This is a genomic window from Actinomadura oligospora ATCC 43269, from assembly GCF_000518265.1.
Taxonomy (GTDB): Bacteria; Actinomycetota; Actinomycetes; order Streptosporangiales; family Streptosporangiaceae; genus Spirillospora; species Spirillospora oligospora.
Window position 1 is genome coordinate 23,223 of record NZ_JADG01000021.1, and the last position, 19,351, is coordinate 42,573.

A 19,351-nucleotide genomic window follows, 5' to 3' on the forward strand; every position below is an offset into this window, starting at 1 on the left:
GAATCAGTCGCGGTCTTCGGCACGGTCCACGACGAACGAGATCTGGTTGAGGGCGGCCTCCGCGAGCCGCTGCGCCTCGCCCGGTTCGGAAGCCTCGGCGCGCACCTGCCCGTACGACTCGTGATTACTCACGAGCGCGTCCACGCGATCGCCCTCTCCCACCGCGAGCAGCACTTCGACGACGCCCGGAGAACGGCGCGCGGCGTCGAGCCCGTCGACGCGCCGAATCGTGCCGGACGCCGGAAAGGTGATCTTCCTGGTGGCGGCGCCCCGCCGGGCGGTGACCGTGAGATCGGGCCGCTCGCCCACGTGCATCGCCAGGACCTGACGGCGCGTCGCCAGGCCCAGCGACGCGTCCACGAGCTCGGGGATGTCCTCCCCGGCCAGGCGCGCGTTGATCTCGATGAGGCGCGGGCCTCTCTCCGTCATGCGGACCTCGGTGTGCGCGGCGCCGAAGTCGTGCCCGACGGCACGCAGCGCCGCGACCGCCGTCGCGGCCAGTTCACCCGTGACGCGCTCGGGGAGCACGCTGGGGAAGACCTGACCGACCTCGGCGAAGTACGGATGCGGACTCACCGCCTTGTCGACGACGCCGAGCACGGTGACCTGCCCGTCCACGGTGAACGTCTCGACGCTGACCTCGTGGCCCGCGCAGTACTCCTCGACCAGCGCGCCCGGCGGACGGCGCTGCCCGCGCCGGTCCAGCGGCTGCCCGGAGATCCGCTCGAACAGCCGCGCGACCTCGCCCGCGTCGCGGCCGAGCGCCACGTCGGTGCTGGCCGACTCGGTCATCGGCTTGACCACGCAGGGGAACCCGACCTTCTCGGCGAACGCCACCGCCTCCTCGGCGCTGGTGGCGTTCAGGAAGTCCGGGGACGGCACCCCGGCCTCGCGGCAGGCCTCACGGGTGAGCAGCTTGTTGCGGGCGAGCGCGGCGGCGCGCGGATTCAGCCCGGGAAGCCCGAGTTCCCGCGCCACCTCGGCCACCAGCGGCAGGTTGTAGTCACACTGCGTGAAGATCCCACGGACCCGTCGGGTTTCGGAAACGCCCCTCATCATTTCGACGATGGATGCCGTCGAATTGGTGTCGGCGGTCATGACGGAGACGTCGTCCCGGCCGAAAACGGCGCCGAACCGGGGAACCTTGGCATAGCGCTGGAGATCGTTCGTGAGAAAGACGGTGGCGAGGCCGAGTTCCGCCGCGACGAGGGGCCACAGAATTCCCTCGGGTGTCAGTTGCGCCTCGACCACGACGAGCGTGTCCCTGCCGCGACGTCCCATCCGTCCCGTCCTTTACCAGGCGGCCAAGATGATATTCGACAGTGGTCGCACCGTCAGTCAACAGAAGAACACAGGCCGAAAGATCCGACAAGCACCCGCGTCACCGCCGGGATGTCCGTCGGCGGAGTGACCGTGCGCCGGGCGGTGGGTCAGGTGACGTCGTCGTCCTCCGCCTCGACCCGGTCGAGGAGATCGGTGATCAGCCGCACGGCGGCGTCGTCGTCACCGGTGAGCTCGTTCACGCGCAGGCCGAGCAGGACCATCGCGACCTCCAGCGCCGTCATCTCCTCCTTCCGCCAGGCGCCGTGCTCGCGCCGCCACAGCGTCGGGCTGATGCCGACCACCGGGGCGACCAGCAGCGCCGCGACGGTGGGGATGCCCTCGTCGTTGACGACCTTCATCAGCTTCATCGTCCCGAGCACCCAGGGGACGACATGCTCCATCACGTCCTCGTCCTGGGAGGCGTAGGCGTCCTCGAGCCACTGCATGTACACGTAGATCAGCGTGCACGCGCCGTCGAGCACGTCGGCGGCCCCCTGCGGGCCGAAGGACTCCAGGTATCGGCTCCTCAGCTCGTCCTCACCGGCGGCCTCACCGCTGCCGAGGGACTTGAGGCGCGTGTCGAGGACGGTCAGCGCGGCCGCGATGTCGCCGACCGGCGCACGATCGGGAGCCAACGGGGACGTCATCATCCACCTCCGAGAGACCGTGCCCGTCCTGCGGCGGGACACGGCCCACCCTATGCGCCGACGCGTTCGCTCACTCTCCGAACACAGGAGCCGTCCCCGACTAGGGCGCGGCCTTATGGCTTCGGGCGGTGCCTTAGGGTCACGGTCGGCGCATGGAAGCCGCTGTCGCCGCGTCCTCGCTGCGCCGCATGTACGAGCGCAGGCGGAAGGACGCCGTCGTCGCCTTGGACGACCTCACGCTGACCATCGCCCAGAACGAGATCCACGGGCTGCTCGGGCCGAACGGCGCGGGCAAGACCACCCTCGTCAAGATCCTCTCGACCGTGCTGCTGCCGACATCGGGGACCGCGCGCGTGCTCGGACACGACGTCGTCGCCGAGACCAAGGCCGTGCGGTCGCTCGTCGGGCTCGTCCTCGGCGGGGACCGGGGGCTGTACGACCGTCTCACCGCGCGCCGCAACCTGCTGTTCTGGGGGGCGCTGTACAAGCTCGACTCCCGAACGGTCCGGAGGCGGGCCGACGCGCTGCTCGAACGGGTCGGGCTCGCCGAGCGCGCCGACGATCCCGTCGAACGGTTCTCGCGCGGCATGCGGCAGCGCCTGCACCTGGCGCGCGGGCTGCTGCACGAACCCCGGGTCCTGTTCCTGGACGAGCCGACCTCCGGCCTCGACCCGGTGGCGGCGGTCGCGTTCCGGCGGCTCGTCCTGGAACTGCGCGACGAGGGACGCACGTTCCTGCTGGCCACCCACGACATGGACGAGGCGACCGCGCTCTGCGACCGGGTCTCGCTCATCGATCGCGGACGGCTGCTCCTCACCGACGACACCTCGAACGTCGGGCGGATCCTCGGCGACCGCGAGTGCGTCGACTTCGTCCACGAGGACGACGCGCTCGCGCGGGACCTGGCCACCCTCCCGTCGGTCCTCGACGTCGAGCGGCTGGACGACCGGTGGCGCGCGCACACCGCCGACCGTGAGGGTTCGCGGCGCGTCCTGGCCTGGCTGGTCGAGCGGGACGTCCTCACCGGACGGCACGCGCAGCCGACGCTCGAGGAGGTCTACCTGCGGACCGTCGGCGACCGGGGGATGAGGGTATGACGCACCTGTCGGTGGTGTGGCGGGCCTTCCAGCTCCAGGCCCTACTGTCGCGGCGCAGCCCCGCGCACCTGCTGATCCTTCTGATCGCGCCCATGCAGACGACGAGCCTGCTGGCGATGACCCTCCACGCGCACCGCCCGGACGCGGTGGCGACCGCCGTCATCGCGCCCGGCCTCATCGGCCTGTGGGTGTCCTCGCTCGACTACGCCGGACGCGTCGTCCCCGAGGACCAGTGGGCCGGGCGGTTCACCCCCATGGTCGCCGCGCCGGTCCCGCTCACGCTGGTCGTCGCCGGGCGCGTCACCGCCGTCGTGCTGGTGGGCGCGATGGCGTTCGGCGAGTCCTGGCTGGTCGCGGCGCTCGGATTCGGGCGGGTGCTGACCGTCCGCGCCCCCGGGGTGTTCACCGCGGCCGTCCTGGCCACCTGCCTCGCGTCCGTCGGGACGGCGATGCTGATGTCGGGGGTCATCTCGCTGTCGAGGGCGCGGGACGTCCTCCAGAACTCGCTCAGCTACCCGTTCTACATCCTCGGCGGGATCGTGTTCCCGCTCACGGTGCTGCCCGGCTGGGTGCGCCCCCTCAGCCACCTGGTGTTCCTGTCCTGGAGCGCGCGCCTGCTGCGCGACTCCGTCCACGGGACGGCGCACGACTGGCCGCTCGCGCTCGCGACGATCCTCGCGCTCGGAACGGCGGCCCTCGCGGGCGGCATGTGGCTGACGCACCGCCTCGTCAACCTCGCCCGGCGCAAGGGAACGGTGGGACACGCATGATCCACGTGCTCCGGATCGTCCGGCAGGCGACGATGCTCGGGTTCGCCGAGATGGGCCGCGTCTACACCTGGCGGACGTGGACGTTCGGCTGGCTCGTCCGGCTGCTCTGCCAGGTGAGCTTCTACGCCCTGCTCGGCTCCTACCTCGGCGACCCGGGCCTGACCCGGTACGTCCTGGTCGGGAACATCGTCGTCCTGGCGTGCCTGGAGTCCACCATCGTGGTCATCTCGCTCGCCGGGGAGCGCGCCCAGGGGACGCTGCCGCTGCTCGCCGTCGCGCCCGCCGGGCACCTGCCCGTCTACCTGGGACGCGGCGTCCAGTGGATGACGACCGGCCTGGTCAGCTCACTCGTCGCCTGGACCGTCCTGCCGCCGCTGCTCGGCGTCCCGCTGCCGTGGCCGCGCGCGGCGTACGCGATCCCGGTCATCGCCCTCATCCTGCTCAGCAGCTACGGCTACGGATGCGCGCTGGCGGGCGTCGCGCTGCGCCTGCGCGGGGTCGAGTGGCTCGTCCTGAACTTCGCGTACGGAATCGTCATGACGTTCGGCGGCGTCAACGTCCCCCTGTCGTTCTGGCCCGCTCCCCTGCGCGCGGCACTGGAGTTCCTGCCGCTCGTCCATGGGTTGCAGGCCGTCCGCGGCATCCTGGACGGCGCCCCCACCGGCCACGTCCTCGCCCAGGTCGGACTCGAGGCACTGGTCGGGACGGCCTGGTACACGATCGCCTGGCTCTCCATGGACCGCCTGGTAGCCACCGGCCGCCGCACCGGCACCCTCGACCACGCAGGCTGAGAACCCGGCCACGAGGAACTGACACGGCCGCCGCGGCCAGACCGCCCCGAAAGGCGAACGCGCCCCCGGCCTTCGTGAGAAGGCCGGGGGCGCGTCGGTGTGGCGTGTTACGCGCCGCGCAGGACCGCGCCGGTGCGCTCCGCCGCGACGGCGACGGCCGCGTCGCGGGCCCCGTTCGCCTCCTCGGCGGTCAGCGTCCGGTCGGACGCGCGGAACCGCAGCGAGTAGGCCAGGGACTTGCGGCCCTCGCCCACCTGCTCGCCGGTGTACACGTCGAACAGGCGCAGCGACTCCAGCAGCTCGCCCGCGCCGTCCCGCAGGGCGGACGCGACCTCGGCGGCGGGCACCTCGGCGTCCACCGTCAGCGCCACGTCCTGCGTCGCGACCGGGTACGCCGACACGTCCGGGGCGCGGACGTCGCGCGGCTCGCCGAGCGCGCGGACCTCCAGCTCCATCGCGCACGTGCGGGCCGGAAGCCCGAACGCCTTCACCACGCGCGGGTGCAGCTCCCCCGCGTGGCCCACGAGCGTGTCGCCCGCGTACAGCGCGGCGCAGCGGCCCGGGTGCCACGGCGCGTGCCGGTCGGCCTTCACCGTCAGCTCGACGCCCGCCTCGCGGGCGACCACGCGGGCCGCCTCGACGGCGTCCGCCCAGATCGCGCCCTCGCCCTTGCCCCACCAGCCGGACGGGGCCCGCTCGCCGGACAGCACGACCGCGACGCGGAACGGCTGGTCCGGAAGGGCGGCGTCGATCGAGGCGATGTCCTCGGCGGACGGCGCCTGGTCGACCGGCAGGCGCGGCGCGCCCTTCGGCGCGTCCGGACGCCGCCGGAACACCCGTCCGGTCTCGTACAGCGCGACGTCGCCGAAGCCGCGGCCGACGTTGCGGGACAGGGACTTCAGCAGCCCCGGCAGCAGCGTCGTGCGCAGCAGCGGCTCGTCCTCCGACAGCGGGTTCGCCAGCCGCAGCGCGGCCCGGCGGGCGTCGTCGGCCGGAAGCTGCAGGTCGTCGGCGTCCTTCGCGGCGGTGAACGGGAAGTTCAGCACCTCCACGTACCCGGAACCGGCGAGGGCGCGGCCGATCCGGCGGCGCAGCCGCTGGTCGGCGGTCAGCCCGCGGCCCGCGACCGGACGCGGCGCGCGCGACGGGATGTTGTCGTACCCCTCGAGCCGGATGACCTCCTCGGCCAGGTCGTTGGGGTCGCCCAGGTCCGGACGCCACGACGGCGGCGTCACGACCAGCTCGTCGTCGCCCGCGACCGCGCAGCCGACCTGCTCCAGGCGGCGCACGACGGTCTCACGGTCGTAGGCGACGCCCGCGACCTTCGCCGGGTGCCCGGCCGACATCGCGATCGTGCGCGGCTCGACCGGCGCCTCGGCGTGCGTGACCCCCGGGACGATCTCCGCGCCGCCCAGCTCGGCCAGCATCCGCGCCGCGCGCGCCGACGCGTACAGCGGCAGCTCGCGGTCGACGCCGCGCTCGAACCGGTAGGACGCCTCGCTGTGCAGCCTGTGGCGGCGTGCCATCCGCGCGACCACGACCTCGTCGAAGTGCGCGGCCTCGATCACGATGTCGGACGACTTCTCGTCGATCTCGGTGGCGAGCCCGCCCATCGTCCCGGCCAGCCCGATCGGCCCGGACCCGTCGGTGATCAGCAGGTCCTCGGCGTCGAGCTTGCGCTTGACGTGGTCGAGGGTCTCCAGCTTCTCCCCCGCCGCCGCGCGCCGCACCACGATCGGGCCGGTCAGCTTGGCACGGTCGAAGGTGTGCAGCGGCTGGCCGAGCTCGAGCATCACGTAGTTCGCGACGTCCACGGCGAGCGACACCGGGCGGACGCCGGCGCGGAACAGCCGCACCCTCATCCGCAGCGGCGTCTCGGCGGACGGGTCGAACCCGCGCACCTCGCGCACGACGAACCGGTCACAGCCGGACGCGTCGCCGATCGACGCCGGGTACGACTCGCCGGACCCGTCCGGCGGTTCGACGTCGGCCGGGTCGCGGAACGGCACACCGTAGACGGTCGCCGCCTCGCGCGCGATGCCGCGGATCGACAGCGCGTAGCCCCGGTCCGGGGTGACGGCGATGTCGAGGACGTCGTCGCGCAGGCCGAGCAGCTCCATGGCGTCGGCGCCGACGACGGTGTCCGGCGGCAGCACCAGGATGCCGTCGTGGTCGTCGCCGATCGCCAGCTCGCGGACCGAGCAGATCATGCCCTCGGACATGTGCCCGTAGGTCTTCCGCGCGCCGATCTTGAACCCGCCGGGCAGCTCGCCCCCGGGCAGGATGACGACGACATGGTCGCCGACCTCGAAGTTCGTCGCGCCGCAGATGATCTGCTGCGGCTCACCGGTGCCGTTGGCGTCGCCGACGTTCACCGTGCAGAACCGGATCGGCTTCTTGAACCCGGTGAGCTCCTCGATGGTCAGCACCTCGCCGACCACGAGCGGGCCGACGATGTCGGCGCCCGCGCGCTCGACGGTCTCGACCTCCAGGCCCGCGTCGATCAGCTTCGCCGCCAGCTCGCGGCCGGTGATCCCCTCGGGCAGCTCGACGTGCTCGCGCAGCCAGGAAAGCGGGGCCCGCATCAGATCTCCATCCCGAACGGAAGGGTGAAACGGACGTCGCCCTCCACCATGTCGTGCATGTCCTCGACGCCGTGCCGGAACATCAGCGTCCGCTCGACGCCGAGGCCGAACGCCCAGCCGCTGTACCGGCTCGTGTCGATGCCGCAGGCCACCAGCACGCGCGGGTTGACCATGCCGCAGCCGCCGAGCTCGATCCAGCCCTCGGACGAGCAGGTGCGGCACGGCTCGCCGCCCGGCTCGGCCGACGCCCCGTGGCACACGAAGCACTGCATGTCCACCTCGGCGGACGGCTCGGTGAACGGGAAGTAGGACGGCCGGAACCGCGTCTTCAGCCCGCCGCCGAACATGCCGGTGACGAAGGCGTCGATCGCGCCCCGCAGGTCGGCCATCGTCAGGCCCTCGTCCACCGCCAGGCCCTCGAGCTGGTGGAAGACCGGAGCGTGCGTCGCGTCCAGCTCGTCGGTGCGGAAGGTGCGGCCCGGCGCGACCACGTACACGGGCAGCTCGCGCGACAGCAGGGAGCGGATCTGGACCGGCGAGGTGTGCGTGCGCATCACCACGTCGGACTCCTCCGACTCCACGAAGAAGGTGTCCTGCATGGACCGCGCGGGGTGGTCGGGCTTGAAATTCAGCGCGTCGAAGTTGAACCAGCCCGCCTCCACCTCGGGGCCCTCGGAGACCTCGAAGCCCATGGCGACGAACACGTCGGCCATCCGCTCCTGGAGCGTGGTCAGCGGGTGCCGGGCGCCGCGCGGGGCGCGGTCCCAGGGCAGGGTGACGTCGACGGTCTCCTCGACGAGGACGCGCTGGTCGCGCTCCTCCTCCAGCTCGGCCTGGCGCTTCTTCATCGCCTGGGCGACGGCGCCGCGGGCCTGGCCGACGCGCTTGCCGGCCTCGGCCTTGGCCTGGGGCGGCAGCGCGCCGATCTCCCGGTTGGCCAGGGCCAGCGGCGAACGGTCGCCCGCGTGGGCGAGCCGGACGGCCTTCAGGTCGTCCAGGTCGGTGGCGGCCGCGATCGCGGCGAGCGCCGCGTCTCGGGCCTTGTCGAGCTCCGCAGGTTGCAACGCGGTCACCTCGACGGGGTCGTAGGACTTGTTGGGTGCAGACATGGTGATGTGATGACTCCGGTCGGCGTGGGACGTCCGCAGTCTAGTGCGCGGACGGGAAAGATCCGGAAAAGCGTGCGCATGCGCGCCGCCCGCACGGGGAGCCCGGTGCCGTGGCGGCTGAGCGGACGCTCAGGCGGTGGCGTGGTCGGGGGCCCCGGCGGGCACGGTAAATCGGAACTCGGCGCCGCCGCCTGGCGCGCGCCGCACGGTGATCACGCCGCCGTGCGCCTCGACGAGGCCCTTCACGATGTAGAGGCCGAGGCCGGTGCCGCCGCGGCGGCCGGAGGCGGGCCCGCGCCAGAACTGCCGGAAGACGCGCTGGGCGGCCTCGGGCGGAATGCCCTCGCCCTCGTCGCGTACCGACACCGCGGCTCCTTCTCCGTGTCCGTCCGGCTCCACCACGATCGTGACAGTACCAGCGCCGTGCCGCACCGCGTTTTCCACGAGGTTGCCGAGGACCTGGTCCATCTTGTCGGGGTCGAGCCACAGCTCGGGCGGTTCGCCGCGCAGTTCGAAGCGGAACCGGTCGGCGGGCTCGCCCGCCGCGACCCGGCCCGCGATGATCTTGCGGACCTCCTCGGCGAGATCCACCACCTGGCGGCGCATCTCCAGCCGCCCGGCCTCGATCCGGGACACGTCGAGCAGCTCGGTGATCAGCCGGGTCACCCGGTCGGCGTCGGCGTTCACCGTCTCCAGCATGACCAGCTTCTGGTCGTCGTTGAACCGGTGCCACTTGGACAGCAGCGTCGCCGTGAAGCCCTTCACGCTCGTCAGCGGCGACCGCAGCTCGTGCGCGACGGTCGAGACCAGGTCGGCGCGGTCGCGCTCGCGGCGGGCCCGGCGCAGCGCGTCCCGCAGGGTGATCGTGAATCGTTCCACGCGCCCGCCCGCGTCCCGGCGGTAGGCGGCGCTCACCAGGAGCTCGGTGCCGTCGGGGAGGAAGAGCGTCTGCTCGGGGTGGCGCGTGCGGGTGGACAGGCCGTCGTAGGGCGCCGAGCACTTCCACCAGTCGCGGCCCTCGGCGTCGTGCAGCGGCAGGACGTCGCGGAAGTCGCGGCCGATCGCCGCCTCCGCCGCGACCCCGGTGAGCCGCCGCGCGGCGGCGTTGAACACCGCCACCCGGCCGTCCGGCCCGGCGACCAGCAGGCCGTCCGGAAGATCGTCGGGATCGAGCGCCCCGGTCGCCGGCGGGGCGGCGTGCTCGGCCCTCGGACCGGGCACGCGCCGACGCGCGGTCGGGGAGTGCTCTCCACCCACGGACGGCCTCCAGAACACCGGACGGGACGCGGCCTGACGACAACAGACTCTATCCGGAGACGGCGACGCCGCGGGACCCGAGAGCCTCTGCGGGGCAAGCGTTTTGTGTCCCTGACGAACGCCGCGGCCCGGGCCCCGGCAGGGGCCCGGGCCGCGGACGCGAGGCTCGGTGTCGGCGCGCGGTCAGCCGCGTCCCGCGGCGGTGGCCGCCTCGGCGGCGGCGATCGCGCCCGCGACGTCGGCGTGCAGCGGGAACAGGGCGTCCAGGCCGACGACGCGCAGCAGGCGCCGCTGCGCCGGGCGGACCCCGGCGAGCCGGACCCGGCCGCCCCGCGCGGCGAGGGCGTTGCGGACCGACACCAGCACGCCGAGGCCGCTGGCGTCGCAGAATCGCACCCCGCCGAAGTCGATCACCAGGTCGGCGCAGGCGGACGCGCCCTGAGGACCGGCGAACTCGGTCAGCCGGGAGCGCAGCGCGTCGGCGGTGCGCAGGTCGATCTCGCCGGCGACGGCGACGACCGTGGTCGTGCCGTGGACGGCGGTGAGCTCGGCCCGCAGCTGCGCGGGGCCCGCGCAGGCGGACGCGGCGCGTCCGGCCGGCGAGACGCCCGCCAGGCGGCCCGCGGGGACGCCGGTGCGGCATCGGACCTCGGGTCCGCGCCGGGCCGTGTGCCGGGCCGCCGTCCCCCTGTGGTCGGTCATTCGATCCCCCATCTCGCGGCGTCGTCGCCGTCCCACGGATCCACCGTAGGCGGCGGTCAACGCGTGTGAATCCCCCGCTGGACCGGTTGGGTCCTCCTCCCGAGGAAGGAACCGCCGGTCCAGGGCGTCCGGCCCCGGCCCGCCGCCGAGCGGCGGGTGGCGCGGTCCCCGCCGCGCCGTCCGAACGGGGTCCATCTTCGCAGGCCGCGCGGGGTACGGCGGCCGTACGGCGCGGAACCGTCCGGTTGCGGTCAGCGCCGAACCGGACGGCCCGCGACTCCGTCTTCTCCGGGACGTTCCACGGCCGCGACCAGGGCATCCCCCGAAAACGGGGCGAATCGGATGTTCTTCCGGCCGGGCCGGCCGGAGCGCCTCCGTCGGGCGAGCCGCGCCCGGCGCACCGGGCGCGCCGCGCCCGTGCGTCAGGCGCGCTGCGCCCGTGCGGAGGCGTACAGGCACACGGCGGCGGCCGTGGCCAGGTTCAGGCTCTCGGCGCGGCCGTAGATCGGGACGCGGACCACCTCGTCCGCGTGCCGGAGGGTCTCCTCCGGCAGGCCCCACGCCTCGTTCCCGAAGACCCAGGCGGTGGGACGGGCCAGCAGCCCGTCGTCGATGGCCTCGTCCAGGGTCCGGTCGCCGGCGCCGTCGGCGGCGAGCACGGTCAGCCCCGCGGCCTTCAGGTCGGCGGCCAGTCCCTCGAACCGCGGGCCCGTCACCACCGGCAGGTGGAAGAGGCTGCCCGCGGACGCCCGGACGCACTTGCCGTTGTAGGGGTCCACCGACGCGTCGGTGAACACCACCGAGTCGGCCCCGGCCGCGTCGGCGGTGCGCAGCACCGTCCCCGCGTTGCCGGGGTCGCGCACGTGCGCGAGGACCGTCACCAGCTTCGGCGAGGCCGCCAGGGCGTCGCCGAGCTGGACGTCCACGAACCCGCAGACCGCCAGCAGCCCCTGCGGGGTGACGGTCTGGGCGAGTTCGGCCATCACCTCGCCGCTCACCCGCAGCACCGGCACGCCCGCCTTCTCGGCGGCCGTGACCAGCTCGGGGTGGCGGTTCTCCGCCTCGGCGGTGGTGAACAGCTCGGCGAGACCGCCGGGAATCGCCAGGGCCTCGCGGACGGCCTGCGGGCCCTCGGCGAGGAACTGGTGCTCCCGGCGCCGGAACGCGCGCTTGGCGAGCCGCCGAGCGGCCTTCACCCGTGGTGATCGGAGCGAGGTCAGCTCGCGGCCCGCCATGCTCACGCCGGTACTCGTGCCCCTGGTCGTTCCGGCCGCGCTCAGGCGGCCTTCTCGCCCTCGGCCGGCAGCGCGGCCTTGGCGACCTCGACGAGCGCCGCGAACGCGGCGGCGTCGTTGACGGCCAGCTCGGCCAGCATGCGCCGGTCGACCTCGACCTCGGCGGCCTTCAGGCCCTGGACGAACCGGTTGTAGGTCATGCCGTTCGCGCGGGCGGCGGCGTTGATCCGCTGGATCCACAGCCGGCGGAACTGGCCCTTCCGGTCCTTGCGGTCCCGGAAGGCGTAGGTCATGGAGTGGAGCTGCTGCTCCTTGGCCTTGCGGTACAGGCGCGACCGCTGGCCGCGGTAGCCGCTAGACCGCTCCAGGACGACCCGACGCTTCTTGGCGGCGTTGACCGCCCGCTTCACGCGTGCCACGTGTTGAACTCCTTCGTGGGGGCCGGCCACTCGGGTGCCGGCCGGTCGTTCGGACTACTGGTCTGGCGGCTGCTTACTTGCGCAGCAGCTTCTTGATGTTCTTCGCGTCGGCGGGCGACACCACGACGGTGCCGTCGAGACGGCGGGTCCGCTTGGTGGGCTTGTGCTCGAGCAGGTGGTTCTTGTTGGCGCGGCGGCGGATCACCTTGCCGGAGCCGGTCAGCTTGAACCGCTTCTTGGCCCCGCTGTGGGTCTTGGTCTTCGGCATGGCGCCGTCGTCTCCCTCTCGTTCGGACCCCCGTGCTCGGGCACGGAGGCGCGCCTGATCGGCGTTGCACCACGGGTCGCGCGGTGCGACGCCAGGTCAGGCTCAATGTACGTGCGTCCTCGCCCCGCTGCCGCGGGGCACGCGGCCCCGCCGGGGCGCGGCGACGCTCAGCCCTGGGCGGACTCCTGCTCTTGCCCCTGCTCCTGCTCCCGGGCGGCGCGCTCGGCCTTGGCCTCGGCCTTGGCCTCGGCCTTCTTCTTGTGCGGGCCGAGCACCATGATCATGTTCCGGCCGTCCTGCTTCGGGCGGGACTCGACGAAGCCGAGCTCGTCGACGTCCTCGGCAAGGCGCTGGAGCAGCCGGTAGCCCAGCTCGGGCCGGGACTGCTCACGACCGCGGAACATGATGGTCACCTTGACCTTGTCCCCGGCCTTGAGGAACCGCACCACGTGACCCTTCTTGGTCTCGTAGTCGTGCGGGTCGATCTTCGGCCGGAGCTTGATCTCCTTGATGATCGTGTGCGCCTGGTTCTTCCGCGCCTCACGGGCCTTCATCGCGGACTCGTACTTGAACTTGCCGTAGTCCATGAGCTTGGCGACGGGCGGGCGGGCGGTGGGCGCCACCTCGACCAGGTCAAGATCCGACTCACGCGCGAGATCAAGGGCCTTGGCGATGGGCACGATACCCACCTGTTCGCCGTTCGGGCCGACGAGCCGGACCTCGGGCACGCGAATGCGGTCGTTGATACGCGGTTCGGCGCTGATGGGACCTCCTAGGAGCCGTACCTGTGAAAGCTTGCGACCGGTTTACCCCGGGGCCCCTCATGCGAAAAGCCCCGCACGACACGCATGCGGGGCCACCTTCGGTCGAGCGCATGTCCCCGCCGGGACGGCGCGCTCAGGAACGGACGCCGAGGCGCCGTTCACGGACCGGGACCCACCGGCCGAACGGCCGGTCAGGTGGGAGGTGGCCTCCGCTTGAACGTCCGGCGCGTTCCCTCCGCGAGGAAGAAGGCGCAGGACCGGTCGACCACCAAGACTAACACCTTCCAGGGACTCCTTGTTCCACCTCACCCGGGAATCCGCCCGGTTCAGACCGGTTTCTCCGCCGAAATTCCGGCCGGTCGTCCCGGTCGGCGGCCGATCGGGACGCCCTCAGGCGTCCGTCGGCGGTGCGAGCCGGGGGGCGGGGGCTACCGGCCGGCGTGGTCGGCGGCGGCGTCCTCGGTGAGGACGATGATCCGGTCGTCCTCGGCGAAGGTGAGCGGGAGGCTCTTGTCCGGGTTGAGCACCACGCCGCAGGCGGGCGGGACGAGCGCCTGCGCACCGACACGGTAGCCGATCGCCACGTCCCCCCGGCGGCGCGCGGCCTCGACCACGGTGTGGAAGTCCATCGGCACGCCCGTCCAGACGTAGTGGGTGACGGGCCGGAGGTGCACGTCGGCGCCCTGGGGATCGAACAGGTGACCGAACACCTCGGCGAGGTGCCGATCCTCCGACAGCCGGACCATGAGCAGGCTGAGCAGCTTGTCCCCCACCACGAAGTCGTCCGCGCGGGTGACCTGGGCGAGCCGCCGGTTCCGCTCGTCGCTCATCTCGCTGACGATCGCGCACCGGCGGCCGTGCCCGGCCTGCATCTGGCGCAGGTGCAGCAGGGTGATCAGCGCGCGACTGTCGGCGTACTGGGCGTCGTCCTCGTCGTAGCAGAGCACGATCACCTGGTCGTAGGACGCCGGGTCGCACGCCTCCAGCGCGGCGCGGGTGCCGGTGTCGCCGAGCGCGAACGCCACGTCCAGCCGGGTCAGGCCGGGCCGCGCCTCGTCCAGCTCGGCCTTGCCGTCCGGAAGGTCGGCGACCACGTCGAGCCGGGAGCCCGCGGTGACGTGGGCGTCCAGCCGCCGGACGATCCCGGCGGCCCGCCGGTTCCAGCCGAGCATCAGGGTGCGGGACGGCCGGGCCCCGCGGTCGGGCGGCGGCGCGACGGCGCGCTCGACGATCTCGCCGTCCCAGGCCGCGGGGACGGGGGCGCGGCCGGCGGCGGAGATCGCGATCACCTCGTCGCCGTCCTCGAACACCGCGCCCATCGGCGGGCGCACCTCCACCCGCCCGCCGGCCCGGCGGATCCCGATCACCGCGGCCTCCGGGTACAGGTGCAGGACCTCGCCGAAGGCCCGGCCGACGACGCCGGGCTCGCGGGCCAGGGTGATCTCGTCCCCGCCGGAGTCGAGCAGGTCCTGGTAGACGACGGCGAGGCCGGACTGGCCGCAGGTCCGGACGATCAGGCGCGCCGCGATGTCGCCCGCGTCCACCAGGACGGTCTCGGCGCCCCCGGCGAGCAGCGCCGCCGCGCGGTTCCGGGAGTCCCTGACGGCGGCGACGATGTGGTACGGGCCACGTCGCCGGGTGGGGCTGTTGGTGATGGCCAGCAGGGTCTTGGTGACATGGGCGTCCGCGGCCTCGCCGGGCGGGCTGAGCACGATGACCGAACGCGCCGTCTGCGGGCTGACGATGTCCAGGTCGGCCGGGTCGATGGGGTTGCCGGTCCGGCACACCACGCGGGCGCCGCCGGTCCGTCCGGCGACGCGGCGGATCTCGTCCTCCATCTCGGCCCGGTCCCGGTCGGCGAGGATCGCGACGCAGCCGCCCCGGCGGCGCGTCCGGGCCCCGGCCAGCTCGGCGACCATGGGGAACACCTGGTCGGACCAGCCGATGATCACGGTGTGGCCCTTCTCCAGGACGGCCGTGCGGCCCTTGCGCAGCTCGTCGATCCGGTGGTGCACGCCGGAGGTGAGCAGGCTGACCAGGGCGCTGGCGAAGAACAGCCCGGCGAGGGCCAGGCCGAGGACCCCGGCCCGGTGGAGCCACCCGCCCCGTGCGGCGTCGCCGAGGTCGAACGCGTGGACCGCGTTGCGCCAGATCTGGGCCGGGGCGCCCTCCGAGGCCGACGGGCGCCGGTCGTCCACCATGACGAGCAGCGCGCTGAGCGCGATCACCAGGGCGACCGAGACGGCGGCCAGCCAGCCGATCAGGGCGGGCGTCCCCCGGGCCATGGTGTTGTCGAACCGGTAGCGCAACCGCTGCCGCGGCGTGGGACGTGGCGTGGGACCGTGCATCGCTCTCCCCCGGGACCATGATTACGCTGAGTGGCGAGTATCTCACCATGTGAAAAAAGGATCCGGTGCTCCCTCAGGGGCTGTCCTGAGGGACAGGGCCGGATGTCCGCCGGCGGTGAGGTGCGTCTGTCCGGACGGTGCTAAGCGCGCGTCCGATGCCGGAGTTACGGTTGGACCAGGACGGCCCGTCGGGCCGCGCTGCCAGGGGTTTCCGCCATGTCAGCATCTGCACTGCCCGCATCCGCCTTGCCGGCATCGTCCTCCCTGTCCTTTCCGCTGCCCGGGGCTCCGGTCCGGCTCGAGTTCGCGCAGAAGGCGTTCATCGTGTCCGGCGATCCGGTGTCCGGCGACCGGCTGCTCATGGTGCGGAAGGCCGAGACCGACCCGCATCATCCGGGCCGCTGGGAGGTGCCCGGCGGACGGCTGCACGTCGCGGGCGACCTCGATCTCGACGACCACATCCGGCGCGAGGTGTGGGAGGAGGTCGGGCTGAAGATCGACCCGGGGCCTCCGTTCCACCTGTGGCAGTGGTTCATGCCGGACGGCTCGGGTGAGCGGGTCCGGGTGGTCGCGGCGGCGCGGCACTGCCGTCCGCTGACCCTGGACGTGAGCCTGGAGAACCGTGTGCCGGACGATCATCTGGAGGAGTCGGCGTGGGTGCCGCTCGGCGCGGCGGAGTCGCTGGACCTGATCCCGAGCCTGCGTCCGGTGCTGCGGGAGTTCCTGCGCCGGTACCCGGCGATCCGCTGATGCCGCCGGGCGGCCGTCCGGACGGGCCGCGCGGGGCGCCGGCCGCGGCCTGGGAGCCGGGGCTGGACGGTGCGGCGCGGCGGCGGTTCTCGGTCGTGGTCCTGGGCGACGTGCGGATCGAGGTGCGGGCGACGCTGCCGGACGTCCGGTTCGCCGAGGTGTCCGCGGACCGGCTGGCGTACGCGCCCGCGCGGGCCGTGGTCGGCGGGACGGCGGTGAACATGGCGCGGTGGGCGGTCCGGTACTTCCGCCGGGTGGCGGTGCTCGGCCGGATCGGCGACGACGACTTCACCCCGGTCGTCCGGCGGGAGGTGCGGCGGATCGGGGCGCGTGACCTGCTGCGGGCCGAGCCGGGCACCGCGAACGGCGTGACGGTCATGCTGCGCGACCTTGCGCCGGACGGCGGGCGCGGCGCACGGCTGCTCGTCGCCGAGCGGGACGCTCCGGACCGGCGCCTCTCCCCCGCCGACGTGCGGGACGCGGCGCGTCCGATCCGCCGGGCCGACGCGCTGTGCTGCGACGGGTACGCCTCGCTCTCCCCGGTCTCGCGGGCGGCACTGCGCACCGCGATGGAGACGGCGCGGGCGGCGGGCACGCTGGTGCTGTTCGACCTCGTCCCGCATGACGTGGACGCCCGGCTCCCCATCCAGGACGTCCTCGCGCCGCTCCCCCTCGCGGACATCGTGATCAGCGAGGCCGCGACGCTGGCGCGACTGCTGGGGCTGCCCGCCCCGCTGACGGCCGACGACATGCGCGCGCTCGTCCCGGCGCTGGACGCGCTGGTGCCCGGGCGTCCGCTCTGGCTGCTGCGGTTCGGGCCGTCCTCGCTGGAGGGCGTGCTCGCGCACCGCCGTGACGATCTGACCCTCGTCTACCCGTCCGGGTACCGGGAGGGTGTGGAGCGCGTCGGGTTCGGGGATCGGCTCGCGTCCGCCGAGCTGTACTGGTGGCTCGCACGCCAGGCAACACGCTAGGGCGTGGACGTGGGGTGTTCAGGCGGCGAGGCCCGTGTCCTCGATCGCCGCGCGGAGGGTGGCCAGGGTGTCGTGGAAGAGCGCTTTGCTCTCGGGGAGCGCGAAGACCTCCTGCCAGCGCCAGGGGCCGGGGCGGCGGAGCACGGTCGCGGTCGCCTGCCTGAGGTATTGGCTGGGCACGCCGTCGCCCGGGTGGACGGTCGCGTCGCCTGATTCCTCGACGAGGAGGTAGGAGCGTCCGGCGCGGTGCCGTTCGCGCAGCGCGCCGTGGCTTGCCGGGACGCCGTCCAGATCGTCCTGGGCGAGCAGGGCGCGGACGCCGGTGACGCCGGGCAGCAGGTGCCAGTGGAAGTGGTCGACGCAGGCCCCTCCTCCCTGCGGCGTCGCGGGGCCGTGCTCCAGGACGAGCAGCGCCGGATCACCGTACGCGCGGCGGTAGAGGTTCGCGACCGTTCCGCGCCAGGCGAGGGCGCGTTCCCACAGGTCGGGGCCGAAGGCTCCCGCGCACGGCAGGTGCGCGGCCGAGACGAGCAGCAGGTGGCCCGCGGTGAGGGGCGCGAGGTCGGGCATCAGGAAGAACGCGTCGTCGGCCGCGAGCACCGCGTCCCGTCCCGGCAGTCCGGCGATCGCGTTCAGCCGGAACAGCAGGGGCGGGCACAGGACGCAGTCCACGTTCGCGTCCGGTTCGAGGTTCGGCTCCGGTTCGACGTCCGTGGTCGTCTGCGCCTTCGTTGTGGTTCGCGCGTTCGTGGTCGACCGGCCCGCCGCCATGCCGCCTCCTCCGTCGTCCGGAGGGTGCCCGCCGGGACGTCCGCGATCTGCGCGGAACCGCCACAACCCTGACGCCCGGACGGTAGAGCACCTGTCCATATGGGCACATACCCGGTAGAAGGCCCCGACAGTGAACATCCACCTGAACCAGCGACCACAGCGCACCGAACGTCCTCCGGACATCCGGACGGACGGCGACGTACCGGGCGGCGACCGGCTGGACATGGCGCTGCTCCACCAGGCGCTCGACGACTCCCTCGACGTCCTCCGTGACACCTACGCGCCCGTGAACGGCACCGGCGGCGGCTGGTACCACGAGCTGGCCCGGCCCGAACCCGGCACGACCGCCACCGCGCTCGGCCTGCTCGCCTTCACCACCGCCGGACGGCCCTTCGAGCACTTCGACGCGGGCCTGGCGTTCCTCGCCCACCGCCAGGTGGACTCCACCGATCCGCTGCGCGACGGCGGGTGGACCACCAAGACCAGCCTCGGCATGCCGGTGGTGGAGGCGACCGCGTGGATCGCCCGCTTCCTCGCCGTCGCCCGCTGCGACCTGCGTCCGGACGCGCCGGACCTGCGCCGCGCCTACCGCTGGCTGCTCAACAACCAGAACCCCGACGGCGGCTGGGGATCGCTGAGCGGCGCGCCGTCCCGGACCTGGCTGACCTGCCTGGCCCTGCGCGCGCTCGCCCGGCTCAACCCCTACGACCCGGCCGTCGAGCGGGGTGTGGAGTGGCTGACCGCCGACCGGACCGCGCTGCGGCCCGGCTGGGGCCCGACCCCGGCCGCCGCACCGACCGTCGCGCACACCGCGTTCGCCCTGGTCACGCTGGCCGAGGCCCGGCCCCGGCAGGAGGACGAGCGGCTGCTCGGGGCCTACGACTGGCTCGCCGCCCACCTCGACCCGTCCGACGGGCACACCTGGATCGAGACCTACGACGTGATGCCCCACGGCCCCGCCGCCGCCCCGATCTGGCGGATGGCGCTCTGGCACTCCGGGCTGCCGCTCGCGGTGGCCGCGCTCGTGCACGACCCGCGCGGGGCTCCCGGGCCGCTGCTCGGACGGGCCGTCCGGACACTGCTCACCAGCGCCCCCGGGGCGCCGTCCTGGCCGGGCCACCCGGGGGACGGCCCCACCTCGCTGTGGACGCTGTGGTGGCGGCTCGACGCGCTGATCGAGCTGGCCCGGATGCCGCTCGCCCGCTCCCGCGACGTGCTGCACTGGCTGCCGGACGCCACGGTCGTGCAGCGGGCGCACGCCCGCGACCGGTCCCTGCCCGCGCTGCTGCCGAGGCGTCCGCGCGTGGACCCGGTGCGGTTCGTCCGGCGGTACTGGTCGTCGGTGCTGCTCGGCGCGGTCGTGGCCGGTGGACTCGGCGGGGTGCTCGGCCGCGCCTGGGGATGGCGCGAGTTCTGGCTCAGCGTGATCATCCCGATGGCCATGACGACCGCGCACGAATCCCTGCGCCGCCGCAGAACCGCCGGGTGAGCGAGCCCGGACCCCGCGCGAGCCAGGCGAAGCGGATCGGGCGGTGCAGGTC

At 73.6% G+C, this 19,351-nt stretch carries 18 protein-coding genes; 6 read left to right on the forward strand and 12 right to left on the reverse strand.

Features of this window, described 5'->3' with window-relative positions; all coding sequences use genetic code 11:
• Positions 1-3: 3 nt before the first annotated feature.
• Together P696_RS48770 and P696_RS0128560 are read right to left on the reverse strand one after the other, a co-directional pair.
• Positions 4-1,281 (reverse strand): ATP-grasp domain-containing protein, encoded by a 1,278-nt coding sequence (locus P696_RS48770; protein WP_051468299.1) that lies wholly within the window; start codon positions 1,279-1,281, stop codon positions 4-6.
• 149 nt (positions 1,282-1,430) lie between these two features.
• The gene (locus P696_RS0128560) at positions 1,431-1,958 is read right to left on the reverse strand and encodes a hypothetical protein (protein WP_157429974.1); all 528 of its coding nucleotides are present in this window, start codon (positions 1,956-1,958) and stop codon (positions 1,431-1,433) included.
• A 164-nt stretch (positions 1,959-2,122) separates the two neighbouring features.
• Here P696_RS0128560 and P696_RS0128565 point away from each other — a divergent pair, with 164 nt between their 5' ends.
• Genes P696_RS0128565 through P696_RS0128575 form a run of 3 tightly spaced genes read left to right on the forward strand, consistent with a single transcriptional unit; the run spans position 2,123 to position 4,628 of the window.
• The gene (locus P696_RS0128565; protein ID WP_026415000.1) at positions 2,123-3,067 is read left to right on the forward strand and encodes an ABC transporter ATP-binding protein; all 945 of its coding nucleotides are present in this window, start codon (positions 2,123-2,125) and stop codon (positions 3,065-3,067) included.
• Complete coding sequence (locus P696_RS0128570; protein ID WP_026415001.1) at positions 3,064-3,837, forward strand: ABC transporter permease; 774 nt, start codon at positions 3,064-3,066, stop codon at positions 3,835-3,837. The genes P696_RS0128565 and P696_RS0128570 overlap by 4 nt, the downstream gene beginning before the upstream one ends.
• The gene (locus tag P696_RS0128575; protein ID WP_026415002.1) at positions 3,834-4,628 is read left to right on the forward strand and encodes an ABC transporter permease; all 795 of its coding nucleotides are present in this window, start codon (positions 3,834-3,836) and stop codon (positions 4,626-4,628) included. Before P696_RS0128570 ends, P696_RS0128575 begins: the two co-directional genes overlap by 4 nt.
• A 107-nt stretch (positions 4,629-4,735) precedes the next feature.
• Here the strand turns inward: P696_RS0128575 and pheT are convergent, their stop codons facing one another.
• The 9 genes from pheT to P696_RS0128620 all read right to left on the reverse strand — a co-directional run bounded on the left by pheT (position 4,736) and on the right by P696_RS0128620 (position 15,315).
• Positions 4,736-7,213 (reverse strand): phenylalanine--tRNA ligase subunit beta, encoded by a 2,478-nt coding sequence (pheT, locus tag P696_RS0128580; RefSeq protein WP_026415003.1) that lies wholly within the window; start codon positions 7,211-7,213, stop codon positions 4,736-4,738.
• Positions 7,213-8,322, reverse strand: a complete 1,110-nt coding sequence (pheS, locus tag P696_RS0128585; protein ID WP_026415004.1) for a phenylalanine--tRNA ligase subunit alpha — start codon at positions 8,320-8,322, stop codon at positions 7,213-7,215. Before pheS ends, pheT begins: the two co-directional genes overlap by 1 nt.
• Before the next feature lie 129 nt (positions 8,323-8,451).
• The gene (locus P696_RS0128590; protein ID WP_026415005.1) at positions 8,452-9,543 is read right to left on the reverse strand and encodes a sensor histidine kinase; all 1,092 of its coding nucleotides are present in this window, start codon (positions 9,541-9,543) and stop codon (positions 8,452-8,454) included.
• Positions 9,544-9,762: 219 nt separating this feature from the next.
• A complete protein-coding gene (locus P696_RS0128595) occupies positions 9,763-10,281 on the reverse strand; it encodes an STAS domain-containing protein (RefSeq protein ID WP_051468301.1) in 519 nt (172 codons plus the stop codon).
• 422 nt (positions 10,282-10,703) lie between these two features.
• A complete protein-coding gene (locus P696_RS0128600; protein WP_026415007.1) occupies positions 10,704-11,516 on the reverse strand; it encodes a TrmH family RNA methyltransferase in 813 nt (270 codons plus the stop codon).
• 41 nt (positions 11,517-11,557) lie between these two features.
• Entirely contained in the window at positions 11,558-11,935 is a 378-nt protein-coding gene (gene rplT, locus P696_RS0128605) for a 50S ribosomal protein L20 (RefSeq protein ID WP_026415008.1), read from the reverse strand.
• 73 nt (positions 11,936-12,008) lie between these two features.
• The gene (rpmI, locus tag P696_RS0128610) at positions 12,009-12,203 is read right to left on the reverse strand and encodes a 50S ribosomal protein L35 (protein ID WP_026415009.1); all 195 of its coding nucleotides are present in this window, start codon (positions 12,201-12,203) and stop codon (positions 12,009-12,011) included.
• Positions 12,204-12,370: 167 nt separating this feature from the next.
• Positions 12,371-12,931, reverse strand: coding sequence for a translation initiation factor IF-3 (gene infC / locus P696_RS0128615; RefSeq protein WP_026415010.1), 561 nt, complete (start codon positions 12,929-12,931; stop codon positions 12,371-12,373).
• Positions 12,932-13,395: 464 nt separating this feature from the next.
• Entirely contained in the window at positions 13,396-15,315 is a 1,920-nt protein-coding gene (locus P696_RS0128620) for a CASTOR/POLLUX-related putative ion channel (protein ID WP_026415011.1), read from the reverse strand.
• A 216-nt stretch (positions 15,316-15,531) separates the two neighbouring features.
• Between P696_RS0128620 and P696_RS53060 the strand changes: the two genes are divergently transcribed.
• Together P696_RS53060 and P696_RS0128630 are read left to right on the forward strand one after the other, a co-directional pair.
• Positions 15,532-16,065, forward strand: a complete 534-nt coding sequence (locus P696_RS53060) for an NUDIX domain-containing protein (RefSeq protein WP_084338312.1) — start codon at positions 15,532-15,534, stop codon at positions 16,063-16,065.
• Positions 16,065-17,039, forward strand: coding sequence for a PfkB family carbohydrate kinase (locus tag P696_RS0128630; RefSeq protein WP_026415013.1), 975 nt, complete (start codon positions 16,065-16,067; stop codon positions 17,037-17,039). Before P696_RS53060 ends, P696_RS0128630 begins: the two co-directional genes overlap by 1 nt.
• An 18-nt stretch (positions 17,040-17,057) precedes the next feature.
• Here the strand turns inward: P696_RS0128630 and P696_RS0128635 are convergent, their stop codons facing one another.
• Positions 17,058-17,810 (reverse strand): HIT family protein, encoded by a 753-nt coding sequence (locus P696_RS0128635; RefSeq protein WP_026415014.1) that lies wholly within the window; start codon positions 17,808-17,810, stop codon positions 17,058-17,060.
• Positions 17,811-17,940: 130 nt separating this feature from the next.
• Between P696_RS0128635 and P696_RS0128640 the strand changes: the two genes are divergently transcribed.
• Positions 17,941-19,299 (forward strand): prenyltransferase/squalene oxidase repeat-containing protein, encoded by a 1,359-nt coding sequence (locus tag P696_RS0128640; RefSeq protein WP_026415015.1) that lies wholly within the window; start codon positions 17,941-17,943, stop codon positions 19,297-19,299.
• Positions 19,300-19,351: the final 52 nt, after the last annotated feature.